Genomic DNA, 12,037 nt, shown 5'->3' with positions numbered 1-12,037 from the left:
GAGAAGTCCTGAGCCGGCACAGGATAGAGCCAGATTCGCCCCCGACCCTAGGCAAAGTTGATAAACAATTTGGAAACCACGTTTTGCCGGCGCGGGAACCAAACCGGTCCGGCCGGCATAGGCCTTGCGAGTACAGGACTCGCACCGGCTCCCGCGTCCCGAAACGCGACAATCTCGCCGGATCAACGGTGAATGCGATGTTGGGTACCGATCGAGCGGATGGGGCGGACAACGGCACGGGCACGGCCCTTGTGCCGCTGCTGCCCACGTTGCGCTGGGTTCACAAGGCGCCGCTGCCGCGCCCCGATCCGAGCTTCGTCACCCAGCTCATCGCCAATGCCGAATATCCGTCCCAGGCCAGCCGGCTCCGCCGCGCCTCTTCCGAAGATGCGCGGACGGCCTATGGCGACAAGCGGCCGCTGGGAAGCGTCGCATTGCGAACGCGGCTGGTGGCTTGAGGCCGATCAGCGCGGCGGCGCATCAGTCGGGGGTGGCGTCCCGTTGCCCGGCTGAAGATGGGGCGAGGGTACTTCCGGCGACGGCGCGGTAGCCTGCGCCGTCTTCGGCGCCGGATGGTCCATCAGCACGGATTCGGCGACGGACTGCGCCGAGGAGGCGGGTGCCGCCGGTGCTGGCTGCGGCGCAACCACCGGCTCGAACTTGCGCTCGGACTCCACATCCTCCGCCGGCTCTTCGGCCTTGCGCTTGGCCCTGCGCGGCGCCGGCACCGTGGTCTCGGCGACATAAGTGACGCGGCGGCGCGTGCGCTGGGCAATGCCGGCGAAGAAGTCCGCCATCGCCAGCAGCACCAGCAGGAAAAAGGTGGAGTTGCCGAATTTGGGCCACATCACGAATTCGGCGGCGGCGGCGCCGAAGACGATCAGCGACAGCAGATGATCCATCAGGAATTTCGAGCCGGGCCGCGCGCCCTTGACCACTTCGAGCAGCAGCAGCACCACGCCGAGCGCCAGCAGGAGATCGGCGAGCGTGACCGGCCAGACCTCGCCGGACACCATCGGGACCTTGAACAGCACGTCCGTGAAGGACACGGTCGGCATCAGGAAGGCGATGATGTTGTAGACCGCGAGCGGAATCAGAAGCAGCGGGAAACCGACCATCGACGAGATGCCTTCTCGATCAAGATATCCGGACAGAACAATGCAGCGGCGAAGCATTCGCTCCGCCGCCGTCACCGTCTATCTCATGGGTTGGCCGAAATCAGGCAGGCACGATCATCCCGCCTGGAGAAGGGTCCTGGGTTCAGGACTCTTTCTTCTTCAGGACCTGGCGGCCCTTGTACATGCCGGTCTTGAGGTCGAGATGGTGCGGACGACGGAGCTCGCCGGAGTCCTTGTCTTCCACATAGGTCGGCTTCTTGATGGCGTCAGCCGAGCGGCGCATGCCACGGCGCGACGGCGAGGTTTTTCTTCTCGGAACGGCCATTTCAACATCCTCTAGGGATTGGTGTCATCAGGGCATCGTCCGCGACGGGACGGCTCAGCACCCGCAAATAACGGGGCGAGCTGAATGCCGATCAAGGCCGCGCTTATAGAGGAAGGCCGTCCGTAAAGCTAGGCTCTTGGACCGGAAAATGAGCCCGGAATGGGCCCAAAATCAGCGATTCTCCCGCCAGCAGGTCGCAAGCGAGCTGGCCTGCCCTCTCGCCATATAGGTGGCGGCCAGCCGCCGGACGCCCGGTCCCGGCGTCCGGGCACTGCGTTTCACCGGGTTCGGCAGGATCGAGGCCAGAAGTGCCGCCTCCCGGGGCGACAGGTTTTCAGCCGATTTGCCGAAGGCGTAGGTGCTGGCCGCCTCGACGCCGAATTGCCCCTGCGGCCCCAGCTCGGCGATGTTGAGGTAGATTTCGAGAATCCGCTGCTTGGGCAGGACGAGGTCGATCCAAAGTGCCAGCGGGAATTCGAGCGCCTTGCGGACGTAATCGCGGCCCTGCCACAGGAACAGGTTCTTGGCGACCTGCTGGGTGATTGTGGACGCGCCGCGGAAGGCGCCGCCGTCCTCCCTGGCGTCGTCGATCGCCTCGCGTAATGCGCCCCAATCGATGCCGTGATGCTTGCAGAAATGGGCATCCTCGGCCGCCACCACCGCGCGCGGCAGAGAAGGCGACATATCAGCCAGATCGATCCATTGCCGCTGCATCGGCGCGCCCTGCAAGCTGCGCCACGCCATCAGCGTCGAAACAGGGTGGCCGGTGCGGTAGAACGGCGCGATCACATAGGGCGCAAGGACCACGACCGCGAGCACGACCAGCAGGATTTTGACGAAGCGCAAATCGACCTTTCCGGCGCAAACTGAACCACGGCTACGGGCTGGAGCATTAAGTCTGTGATTATTCGGGCCTTTTCCAGCACTTTTTAGGCCTTCCAAACGATTGACTGGGGCGGGCGCATAAAGGATTGTCCCGCCGAATTTTAGTTCTGGAGCCCCTCTTGATGACCGGCACGTCCCCGTCCGATTTCGCCAAACGTCTGGACAAGACCGCTGATGACACCGAGGCCCTGCTCGGGCGCCTGCTGTCCGACGACATCCTGCATGACGAAATCGCCCGGCCCAAGCGACTGATGGACGCAATGCGCTATTCGAGCCTGAACGGCGGCAAGCGCCTGCGCCCCTTCCTGGTGGTCGAAAGCGCCGCCGTGTTCAGCGTGCCGCGCGAGGCGGCCCTGCTCGTCGGCGCCGCACTCGAATGCATCCACTGCTATTCTTTGATCCATGACGATCTGCCGGCCATGGACAATTCGGACCTGCGGCGCGGCCGCCCCACTCTGCACAAGAAGACCGATGACGCTACGGCGATCCTCGCCGGCGACGGGCTCCTGACGCTCGCCTTCGACATCATCACGCGCGACGAGGTCCACCGCGACGCCAATGTCCGGCTGCTCTTGACGCGCGCGCTGGCGCGCTGCGCCGGCATCGGCGGCATGGTCGGCGGCCAGATCCTCGACCTCGCCGGCGAAGGCCGTTTCGGCGGCAACGAGCCGATCGACGTCGCCCGTATCCAGCAGATGAAGACCGGCGCGCTGTTGCGCTACGGCTGCATCGCCGGCGCAATCCTCGGCCAGGCCTCGAAGGCGGAATATCAGGCGCTCGACGATTACGGCCGCGCGCTCGGCGAAGCGTTCCAGATCGCCGACGACCTGCTCGACGTCGAAGGCGACGCGGCCGCGCTCGGCAAGCCGGCCGGCGCCGATGCCGCCCTCGGCAAGACCACCTTCGTCACCCAGCTCGGCATCGAAGGCGCCAAGCAGCGCGTACGCGACCTGCTCGCGCGCGCCGACAGCGCCGTGTCGATCTTCGGCGACCGCGCCGCCGTGCTGCAAGCCGCGGCGCGCTTCGTCGCCGAACGGAAGAACTGACGCAAGACAATGGCCGGCGGCAAAGAGGATCCCGTCCTCGTTCGCTTCCGCCGGATGTCGCGGCCGATGCGGCTGATCTATGCGAGGCCGCGGACCTTCATCGCACTCACCGTCGGCGTCCTGGTCTGCCTGCTGTTGCCGGGGACCTTCCGGGTGGTGACACGGCTCCTGCTCGGCTGGGACGCGCTGATCGCTGTCTATCTCGTGCTGGTCTACGCGATGATGCTGTGCAACGACCATCAGCATATCCGCCGTGCCGCAGCGATGCAGGATGACGGCCGCTTCGTGATCCTGCTCGTGACCGCGATCGGGGCCTTTGCCAGCATCGCAGCGATCGTCTCCGAGCTCGGCACGCCGCATCGCGGCGTCCTCGAGCTGACGATCGCAATCGTCACCATCGTGCTGTCATGGGCCGCCGTGCACACGATCTTCGCGCTGCATTACGCGCATGATTACTACCGCAACACAAAGCCGGGCGGCCTGCAATTCCCGAGCGGCGGCGACCAGGAAGACCATGCCGATTATTGGGACTTCGTCTATTTCTCGTTCGTGATCGGCATGACCGCGCAGGTCTCCGACGTCGGCATCACCGACAAGACCATCCGCCGCACGGCGACGGCGCATGGGATCGCCTCGTTCATCTACAACACGGCGTTGCTGGCGCTGACGGTGAACATCGCGGCGAGCGCGATCTCGAACTGATCGGGTCGTCCCGGCGGGCGCCGGGACGACATTTGAAGGTGCTCAGTAGCAGACCTCGGCATGGGCGTCGTTGCCGGGGCCGCCGCCACCGCGATATTCGAGACGGCAACCGCGATGGACCGGACGACAACCGGTGCTGTTGCAGATGATCTGCCCGCCACCCGAGGCACGGCTGCCGCCAGCGGCAGCAGCGATGCCGGCAGCAGCACCGTAGCCGCCCGCGGCGACACCTGCCGCACCGCCGGACTGACGACGCTGCGGGCCGGGACGCTCATCGCCATCGTCACGCTTGGCCGTCGCGGGCTTGGGCTTGGCCGGCTTGGCTGCACGCTGCTTTTCGCATTCATTGTCGTCGTTGACCGCATAGCCCTCGCGGCAGACGATCTTGGTGCATTTGTCGCCGTCAGCCTTGAAGCCGTGCTCGCAGACCAGCGGGCAGACGCGCGCCGGCTTCGACTTGACGGCATCGAGCGCATCGGTGCTCGCGACCTTCACGTCGAGCTTGGTGCCGGCATAACGATTGAACTGCGACAGCGATCGTTGCGCGGACGTATTCCAATTGCCGTCGGCCTGCCCGGAGAAGCACCCGACGCGGCCGAGCTCGGCCTGCACCGAGCGGTTGAGATCGGCCGGCGTCGCCGCAGGCGTCAGCGAGGCGACGTTGGTGCCGGCAGCGTTCGCGGTGCTGGGCGTAGCACTTGGTGCCGAAGCGGCAAGGTTGACGCGCTGCTGCTCGGCGGCGGCCGCCTGCTGCTGCGCCTGCTCCTTGGCCTTCTGCGCGGCAAGCTGCGCCTGCTCGGCAGCCTTCGCATCGGCCGCGGCTCTGGCCTGCGCATCCTTCTGCGCGCCGAGCGCAGCAAGACGATCGCGCTCCGCCTCGGCCTGCTTGGCCTTCGCGATCGCCGCCGCATGCGCCTGCTCGGCGCCGATCCTCTCGAGCTGGAGCTTGGCAAGGCTCGCATAGAAGCCGTCGGGGTGCTGGGCGAGGAAGGCTTCCCACGCCGACCTGTTGCCGACCTGGAGCGCGAGCTCGTAGTCACGGCGGATATCCGCCTGGCGATTCGCCGCGGGCGCCACCGGCGTGGTCGCCGCCACCTTGACCGGCACCAACGGCACGTCCTCGCCACCGAGCGAGCCGTAGACGAACGGCTCCTGCTTGTTGCCAGTCGATTTGAGCACCTCATCGCGCACGAAGCCGAAGGCGCGGCGGACGTCGAGGCCCGGCGTCGTCAGATGCTTCGACAGCGCAACCGTAAACGGGCTGTTGACGCCGTCGCCGTCCTGCGCCGTGAAGCCGGCCTTGGCCGAATAGGCGATCAGCGTGTTGGGGCTGTTCGGCTCGACCTGGGCAAGGCCCCGGCCGAAGCTGCGCGTGGCAACCGTGCGCTTCATCTTTTTGCCGAACGGATTGTCGCGGCAGGCGTCCAGGATCACCAGACGAAGCTGCTTTGCGGGCTCGACCGCGACCAGGATGCGATCGAGCGAAAGCGCCTCGTCATAGACGTCGGTGTCGCGCTCGAGCTTGGCGTCGACGGGGATCAGGTAATTGGAGCCTTCGACCTCGATGCCGTGACCGGCGTAGTAGACCACGGCGATATCGGCATCGCGGGTTGCATCCGCGAAGTCGCGCAGGACGCGCCGTGTGTCCAGCGCCGACAAATCGTGCCGGGACTCGACGATGTCGAAGCCGGCCTCCTTCAACATCTTCGCCATCACAGACCCGTCATTGACGGGGTTGGTCAGCGACGGCGCATGCTGATAGGCCGAGTTGGCCACCACCAGCGCAACGCGCTTGCCGGCAACGGCGGGCGCGGCGCCCAACAGCAGGCCGAGAGCAATGAAGAGCGGACAAAGTCTGAGCAAACTGCGCATGACACCACTTCCGATAGTTCCGGGCCGTTCGGCCCTTTGGGGACCGCTTTAGCAGCATTCACCGCCGGCGCTTGTGATGGAGGTCACGAAGGGGACGCCGACGACAGGCCAAAGGCCCCCTCTTGGTTTGTCGCGCCAGCCCTGTCGTGGTTCGCCAGTCAATGGCGCGCGAGCCTGGTTCCATCAGACAACCCCGATGTGCTCCCGATATTGCGGCAGATTGTCCGTAATGTCGTACCAAGGCGCTTTCGAACCCACGAAAATATGGGCACTCGGCCAGATCGAGGGGGCATCGACCAGGGTTCCCATGGCGACGTGGACCCATTCTCCTTCTCGGACCCGGGAATAGAGCAGCGAGCCGCAGTGGGCACAATGCGCGTCATGGGTGGTCTCGTCGCCGAAGATCATCCGGAGGTCGCCACCTCTGACAATGCGGAGCTTGTCGTGCGGGATGCCGGCGAACGGCTTGAAGGCGGCGCCGGTGGTGCGACGGCAGTTCGAGCAATGACAGTTCATCGCATAGGAGAACTCGTCGGCCACCTCGAAGCGGACGGCGCGGCAATAGCATTCACCGATCAGGATGCGAGCGTTCGAATTCTTTGAACCAGTCATTCCAAAGACCTTGCGCAATTGACCCGAGACATCCATAGCGCATTTCGATCTCTCCGACTAAGTTCGCCGAAGCCATCATGCAAAGGAATTACCCATGAGCCAGAACCGGTCGAGCGTCGAAGCCGTCGTGCAATCCTATTTCGACGGACTGTACGAGGGCGACGCCGAAAAGCTCGGTGCCATCTTCCATCCCTCCGCCGATCTGCGCTGGGTCGAAAAGGGCGAGCTGCAGGTCCTAACGGTGCCCGACTGGCTCGACCGCGTGCGCAAGCGCGCCTCCGCCAAGGCAGAAGGCAAGCCGCGCGAGGACTTCATCGTCACCATCGACCGTTCCGACGACAAGACCGCCTTCATCAAGGTGCGCTGCCAGCTGCCGCCGCGCTATTTCACCGACTATCTGGTCGCGATGAAGCTCGCCGATGGCTGGCAGATCGTGTCGAAATCGTACCGGTACGACCTGCGGGAATGAGTGCTTTCCGCTCTTCCGCTGCCCGAATCTGGCGCACTCGTTCTCCATTCGTCATTGCGAGCGAGGCGACTTTGCTTGCGCAGATTGGACGCACGGCGCCGCCCAGCTGACGTGAGCAGAGCCGCATTGACCTTGCGCGCGCTTCCGGGTCAAGACAGACCATCATGGAAGCCAAATTTCAGACTTTTCTTATCCTGCTTGCCGTGCTCGCGGTCACCGCACTGGCGGCGCGCCGGTTCAACATTGCGCCCGCCATTCTCCTGATGCTCTCCGGCGTCGGCCTCGCCTTCGTGCCGGGCATGCCGGCGGTCGAGCTGCCGCCGGAACTGGTGCTCCTGATGGTGCTGCCGCCGCTGATCTACTCGGCCAGCGTCGCCATGAGCTGGCGCGAGTTCAGGAACAATCTGCGCCCAATCGTGCTGCTCGCGGTCGGCGCGGTGATCTTCACCGCAGCGATGGTGGCGGCGGCCACGCACTATTTGATCGGCCTGCCCTGGACCATCGGCTTCCTGTTGGGCGCCATCGTCGCGCCGCCCGACGTGGTGGCGCCGCTCGCGATCGCGCGACGGCTCAATTTGCCCCGCCGCATCCTGGTCATACTCGAGGGCGAAGGTCTCGCCAACGATGCCACGGCGCTGATCCTTTACCGCTTCGCGCTCGCCGCGATCATGGTCGGGCACTTCTCATTGCCGCTGGCGGCGGGCGAATTCCTCCTCATCGTCGCCGGCGAGATCGCTTTCGGCATCGGCATCGGCTGGCTCTCCTTGCGTTTTCGCAAATGGTCGGGGGATCCGCAGGTCGAGCTGACGCTGTCGCTGATCACGCCCTATGTCTCGTACTGGCTGCCCGAGCATGTCGGCGGCTCCGGCGTGATCGCAACGGTGGCCTGCGGACTCTATGTCAGCTGGAATGGCCCGTTGCTGATCTCCTCGGCGACGCGCCTGCAAGGCATCTTTTTCTGGGACCTCGTGATCTACCTGATCGAGGGCATGCTGTTCCTGCTCACCGGCTTCCAGCTGCGCGCGCTCTACGAGAAATCGAAAACCTTCCCGCTCGACGACATTCTCATCGCAACCGCGGTGGTGCTGGTGATCGTCGTCGTCGCGCGCTTCGCCTGGCTCTATCCTGCGACCTATCTGCCGCGGATGCTCTCGAAGTCGCTGCGCCAGCGCGATCCCTCGCCGCCATGGCAATGGCCGTTCGTGCTCGCCTTCACCGGCGTGCGCGGCGCGGTGTCGCTGGCTGCCGCGCTGGCGCTGCCGTTCACGCTGCCGAATGGCGAGGCGTTTCCGTATCGCGACCTGATCCTGTTCGTCGCCTTCGGCGTCATCTTCGTCACGCTGATCGGCGTCGGCCTGACGTTGCCGCCGGTGGTGCGCTGGCTCGGCGTCGCCGAAGCCGGCCGCAGCGAGCATGCGGCCCAGCACCAGGCCGAGATCGCCGCCCGTCGCCGTGCGCTCGATGCCGCGCTCAGATCGCTGGATGCACTGACCATCGAGAAGGAAGTGTCGGACGAGGTGATGCAGCTGCTCCGTGCCCGCCACGATATCCGCGTCAGCCAGTTGCCCGCTGCGCTCGACCCCAATCATCACGACGTCTCATCCGACGGCACCGCGCTGACCCGCGAGTTGATCAGCGCCGAACGCAAATTCATCCATGACCTCCTGCGCGATGGCCAGATCACCGACGAGACGCGGCGGCGAATCGAGCGAGATCTGGATCTGGAGGAGGCCAGTCTGGCGAACCGGGAGTATCGAGAGGCGCCGCTGTAGGGCGTGTCGGCAGCGAAGGAGACTACCGCCTCTCGCAAAACTCCCTCATCGCGGCCACGACGGCGCCCGCGACCGCTTCGTGCCGCTCCGGCGCGTTCAGCTCCATTTCCTCGTCGCGATTGATGATCGAGCCGGCCTCGAGCAGCACGGCGGCGCTCCGCGTCCGCGACAGCACGACGAGCCCGTCATAGCGGTAGACGCCGACATCCTTGTCGAGCAGCTGGCGCCGGTGGCGGCCCATCACCGGCAGGGTGTACTGACTGGCATAGTGCAGGCCCTGCTCCTTCAACTGCCTGCCGATCATCCGGGCCAGCCTCAGGCTGGTCCCGAAGTGCGGGTTCTGCCGCGACACGAACAGCGAGTGGCCCGAAAAGCGGTCGCTGAAATAGCTCTTTGCGCCGTCGAATTCCCAGGTCTCGAGCAGCTTGTCCGGCACCGAATCGTGATGAACCGACAGGAACAGATCGGCTCGGGCGTCATTCGCGGCACTGACGCGCTTGAACAGGCTAGCCTTCGCCTTGCCGTCCGTGACCAACAGGCGGGCTGCGGCAAAGCCTTCGGACCTGAGCTTCGCGGTGATCAAACGGGCAAGGCGGAAGTTGAAGCCGAACTCCGGATCATTGCGCGCGCTGAGCGCACCATAAGAGTCCGGCGTGTGCCCGACATCCACGACGATGCGGAATTTGGGCATCTCGCAGCTGGCCGGTGGCGCCGGCTTCGGCCGGGGTCTTGCAATGTCTCGCGCGGCAGCGGCGGCGACGGCATCGACAAGGACGAGCGACGACAGCAGGATCGACGCGACCAGCCCGGCGATGATGCTCCGCTGTTGCCCCAAGTGCTGCTCCGCGATCGTGATCCGCGGGATGCCGATGGCCCCCGCTTCGTCATCGCGAAAATTGGCGCGCGAAGGGGGCCTGCGTCAACTCAGGACCACCGTCAGATGGGCAAAAGCCGGCCAGGCCAGCACGTGGCGCGCTGACCTCCCCTACTCCGCCGCAGGCGCCGTCACCTTGGCGCCCTGGCCGTAGCGCTGGTCGATGTAGTCGATCACCAGCGCCTTGAAGTCGGCGGAGATGGTCGGGCCGCGCAGCGTGCGGAATTTCTTGCCGTCGACGAAGACGGGCGCCGCCGGCGCTTCGCCGGTGCCGGGCAGCGAGATCCCGATATTGGCATGCTTGGACTCGCCGGGGCCGTTGACGATGCAGCCCATCACCGCGACGTTGAGCTCCTCGACCCCCGGATATTTCGTCTTCCAGGTCGGCATCTCGTCGCGGATGAAATCCTGGATCGAGCGGGCCAGCTCCTGGAACGTGGTCGAGGTGGTGCGGCCGCAACCGGGGCAGGCTGCAACCAGCGGCACGAAGGTGCGGAAGCCCATGGTCTGCAGCAGCTCCTGGCCGACCTGCACCTCGCGGGTGCGGTCGCCGCCGGGCTCGGGCGTCAGCGAGATGCGGATGGTATCGCCGATGCCCTGCTGCAGGAGGATGCCGAGCGCCGCCGAAGAGGCCACGATGCCCTTCGAGCCCATGCCGGCCTCGGTCAGGCCGAGATGGATGGCGTAGTCGGAGCGGCTTGCGAGGTCCTGGTAGACCGCGATGAGATCCTGCACCGCCGAGACCTTGGCGGAGAGGATGATGCGGTCCTTCGGCATGCCGAGCTCTTCGGCACGCGCGGCCGACAGCAGCGCGGACTGCACCATGGCCTCGCGCGTCACCGCGCGCACGTCGCGCGGACTGGGCGAAGCGGCATTCTCGTCCATCAGCTTGGTCAGGAGCTCCTGGTCGAGCGAGCCCCAATTGGCGCCAATGCGGACCGGCTTGTTGTTCTTGTTCGCGATCTCGATGATGTCGGCGAACTGAGTGTCGCGCTTGTCCTTGAAGCCGACATTGCCGGGATTGATGCGGTATTTCGCCAGCGCCTCGGCGCAGGCCGGATAGGCCGCGAGCAGCTTGTGGCCGATATAATGAAAGTCGCCGATCAGGGGCGTGGTGATGCCGCGCTTGGCGAGGCCGTCACGGATGTGCGGGACCGCGGCCGCGGCCTCCTCGCGGTCCACGGTGATGCGGACCATTTCGGAGCCGGCGCGCGCGAGCGCTGCGACCTGGGCGATGGTACCGTCGATGTCGGCGGTGTCGGTGTTGGTCATCGACTGCACGACGATCGGCGCGCCGCCGCCGACGGCGACGTTGCCGACCTTGACCTGGGTAGTCCGGTGCCGGGGCGCGGGGCCCGCGATGTCCGAAACGATGGGGCTTTCGAGCTTGTTCATGGGGTCCAAATATCAGGTTTTGGTGACGTTCAGCAATGCATCCGGCGGCGTCGCGGCAGATGGGCTCGGACGGTTAACCAGAAAAAGCCCAACAATTACAAGGATTGCAGCGGCCCCAAATGCCAGGCTCAGGGTGTCGTGCATGATGAAATAGCTACCCACCACGCCGAACAAAGGGGTGATGAAGGTAAAAGCGGACAATTTGCTGGCCGAATAGGTCTTCACCAGCGCGAACCAAAGCGTGAACGTGGTTCCCACCACCCAGATCGCCTGGAACGCCATCAGGCCGAGCGACAGCGGGCTCGGCGTGTGCGTGATGGATTCGCCGAACAGCCAGGCCGCCGTCCCGAGAATGGGGATCGAGGTCGCGACCTGGTAGCCCAGCGCCTTCTCGGGCGCGGCGAAGCGCAGCCGTGTGCCCTTGGCGACCAGCGTCGTCGCCGCCCACAGCGCGGCGCCGCCGACGATCATGAGATCACCGAGCAGGACATGCGAATCGACATTGGGCTGCGGCACGCCGATCGCAAGCGCGACACCGGCAAAGCTGATGGCCAATCCGAGCCATTGCGAGGCGCCGAGACGCTCGCCGAGCACCTGATAGGAGCCGAGCGCGACGAAGAAGGGCGCGGTGTAGAGGAACACCACCGCCCGCGAAGCGGACGTGAAGCGCAGCCCCTGGAAGATCAACACGAACTCGATGCCGAACATCAGCCCGGCGATCAGGCCGGGCTTCCAGGTGCCGTCACGATCGAAGAAATTGACGCCGCGAAAGGTGCCGATGATGAACAGCACCGGCAGCGCGCCCATCGAGCGAATGGTGGCCTGGAGCATCGGCGGAATGTCGGGCAGCACCAGCTTCACCGCGATCTGGTTGAAGCCCCAGGTGAGGCACAACATCAGCATCAGGGCGATGGCGCCGGCACTGAGGGGGCGCGCGGCGGATGGATTGACTTGAGGTAAGGACATC

Annotated in this window: 13 protein-coding genes; 5 read left to right on the top strand and 8 right to left on the bottom strand. The window is 65.4% G+C overall.

Annotated features, from left to right (window positions below; translation table 11 throughout):
• Window positions 1-197: 197 nt before the first annotated feature.
• The gene (locus AC3WLX_RS25800; RefSeq protein ID WP_291625916.1) at window positions 198-458 is read left to right on the top strand and encodes a hypothetical protein; all 261 of its coding nucleotides are present in this window, start codon (window positions 198-200) and stop codon (window positions 456-458) included.
• 6 nt (window positions 459-464) lie between these two features.
• On the opposite strand, the gene AC3WLX_RS25795 is transcribed toward AC3WLX_RS25800, so the two are convergent.
• The 3 genes from AC3WLX_RS25795 to mtgA all read right to left on the bottom strand — a co-directional run bounded on the left by AC3WLX_RS25795 (window position 465) and on the right by mtgA (window position 2,289).
• Entirely contained in the window at window positions 465-1,118 is a 654-nt protein-coding gene (locus tag AC3WLX_RS25795) for a hypothetical protein (protein ID WP_492338052.1), read from the bottom strand.
• Window positions 1,119-1,260: 142 nt separating this feature from the next.
• Window positions 1,261-1,443, bottom strand: coding sequence for a 50S ribosomal protein L32 (rpmF, locus tag AC3WLX_RS25790; RefSeq protein WP_007598106.1), 183 nt, complete (start codon window positions 1,441-1,443; stop codon window positions 1,261-1,263).
• 171 nt (window positions 1,444-1,614) lie between these two features.
• Entirely contained in the window at window positions 1,615-2,289 is a 675-nt protein-coding gene (mtgA, locus tag AC3WLX_RS25785; protein ID WP_291625993.1) for a monofunctional biosynthetic peptidoglycan transglycosylase, read from the bottom strand.
• Window positions 2,290-2,450: 161 nt separating this feature from the next.
• Between mtgA and AC3WLX_RS25780 the strand changes: the two genes are divergently transcribed.
• Both AC3WLX_RS25780 and AC3WLX_RS25775 read left to right on the top strand, forming a co-directional pair.
• Window positions 2,451-3,374: a polyprenyl synthetase family protein gene (locus AC3WLX_RS25780; protein ID WP_492338051.1), complete on the top strand. Its 924-nt coding sequence runs from the start codon at window positions 2,451-2,453 to the stop codon at window positions 3,372-3,374.
• Between the two features lie 9 nt (window positions 3,375-3,383).
• Window positions 3,384-4,076 (top strand): DUF1345 domain-containing protein, encoded by a 693-nt coding sequence (locus tag AC3WLX_RS25775; RefSeq protein WP_291625997.1) that lies wholly within the window; start codon window positions 3,384-3,386, stop codon window positions 4,074-4,076.
• Between the two features lie 42 nt (window positions 4,077-4,118).
• Here AC3WLX_RS25775 and AC3WLX_RS25770 read toward each other — a convergent pair whose 3' ends face one another.
• Both AC3WLX_RS25770 and AC3WLX_RS25765 read right to left on the bottom strand, forming a co-directional pair.
• Window positions 4,119-5,948 carry a caspase family protein gene (locus AC3WLX_RS25770; protein ID WP_492338050.1) on the bottom strand — a complete coding sequence of 610 codons (1,830 nt, stop codon included), beginning with the start codon at window positions 5,946-5,948 and terminating at the stop codon, window positions 4,119-4,121.
• A 183-nt stretch (window positions 5,949-6,131) separates the two neighbouring features.
• A complete protein-coding gene (locus tag AC3WLX_RS25765) occupies window positions 6,132-6,560 on the bottom strand; it encodes a GFA family protein (protein ID WP_492338049.1) in 429 nt (142 codons plus the stop codon).
• 94 nt (window positions 6,561-6,654) lie between these two features.
• Between AC3WLX_RS25765 and AC3WLX_RS25760 the strand changes: the two genes are divergently transcribed.
• Together AC3WLX_RS25760 and AC3WLX_RS25755 are read left to right on the top strand one after the other, a co-directional pair.
• On the top strand, window positions 6,655-7,029 hold the full coding sequence (locus tag AC3WLX_RS25760; RefSeq protein ID WP_291626003.1) for a nuclear transport factor 2 family protein: 375 nt from the start codon (window positions 6,655-6,657) through the stop codon (window positions 7,027-7,029).
• Between the two features lie 164 nt (window positions 7,030-7,193).
• The gene (locus tag AC3WLX_RS25755) at window positions 7,194-8,801 is read left to right on the top strand and encodes a Na+/H+ antiporter (RefSeq protein WP_492338048.1); all 1,608 of its coding nucleotides are present in this window, start codon (window positions 7,194-7,196) and stop codon (window positions 8,799-8,801) included.
• Between the two features lie 22 nt (window positions 8,802-8,823).
• Here AC3WLX_RS25755 and AC3WLX_RS25750 read toward each other — a convergent pair whose 3' ends face one another.
• The 3 genes from AC3WLX_RS25750 to AC3WLX_RS25740 form a co-directional block, all read right to left on the bottom strand.
• On the bottom strand, window positions 8,824-9,636 hold the full coding sequence (locus AC3WLX_RS25750; RefSeq protein WP_492338047.1) for an N-acetylmuramoyl-L-alanine amidase: 813 nt from the start codon (window positions 9,634-9,636) through the stop codon (window positions 8,824-8,826).
• 150 nt (window positions 9,637-9,786) lie between these two features.
• Window positions 9,787-11,070 (bottom strand): flavodoxin-dependent (E)-4-hydroxy-3-methylbut-2-enyl-diphosphate synthase, encoded by a 1,284-nt coding sequence (gene ispG / locus AC3WLX_RS25745; protein ID WP_492338046.1) that lies wholly within the window; start codon window positions 11,068-11,070, stop codon window positions 9,787-9,789.
• 12 nt (window positions 11,071-11,082) lie between these two features.
• Window positions 11,083-12,036: a DMT family transporter gene (locus AC3WLX_RS25740; protein WP_492338045.1), complete on the bottom strand. Its 954-nt coding sequence runs from the start codon at window positions 12,034-12,036 to the stop codon at window positions 11,083-11,085.
• Window position 12,037: the final 1 nt, after the last annotated feature.

It is taken from the genome of Bradyrhizobium sp. FW305-F6 (genome assembly GCF_058782905.1).
Note: the sequence above shows the minus strand (reverse complement) of the source record. Positions and strands in the feature narration are given on the sequence as shown.

Coding starts and splice junctions, on each gene's coding strand:
- AC3WLX_RS25800 (WP_291625916.1), top strand. CDS start 198: ATGTTGGGTACCGATCGAGCGGATGGGGCGGACAACGGCACGGGCACG.
- AC3WLX_RS25795 (WP_492338052.1), bottom strand. CDS start 1,118: ATGGTCGGTTTCCCGCTGCTTCTGATTCCGCTCGCGGTCTACAACATC.
- rpmF (WP_007598106.1), bottom strand. CDS start 1,443: ATGGCCGTTCCGAGAAGAAAAACCTCGCCGTCGCGCCGTGGCATGCGC.
- AC3WLX_RS25780 (WP_492338051.1), top strand. CDS start 2,451: ATGACCGGCACGTCCCCGTCCGATTTCGCCAAACGTCTGGACAAGACC.
- AC3WLX_RS25775 (WP_291625997.1), top strand. CDS start 3,384: ATGGCCGGCGGCAAAGAGGATCCCGTCCTCGTTCGCTTCCGCCGGATG.
- AC3WLX_RS25770 (WP_492338050.1), bottom strand. CDS start 5,948: ATGCGCAGTTTGCTCAGACTTTGTCCGCTCTTCATTGCTCTCGGCCTG.
- AC3WLX_RS25765 (WP_492338049.1), bottom strand. CDS start 6,560: ATGACTGGTTCAAAGAATTCGAACGCTCGCATCCTGATCGGTGAATGC.
- AC3WLX_RS25760 (WP_291626003.1), top strand. CDS start 6,655: ATGAGCCAGAACCGGTCGAGCGTCGAAGCCGTCGTGCAATCCTATTTC.
- AC3WLX_RS25755 (WP_492338048.1), top strand. CDS start 7,194: ATGGAAGCCAAATTTCAGACTTTTCTTATCCTGCTTGCCGTGCTCGCG.
- ispG (WP_492338046.1), bottom strand. CDS start 11,070: ATGAACAAGCTCGAAAGCCCCATCGTTTCGGACATCGCGGGCCCCGCG.
- AC3WLX_RS25740 (WP_492338045.1), bottom strand. CDS start 12,036: ATGTCCTTACCTCAAGTCAATCCATCCGCCGCGCGCCCCCTCAGTGCC.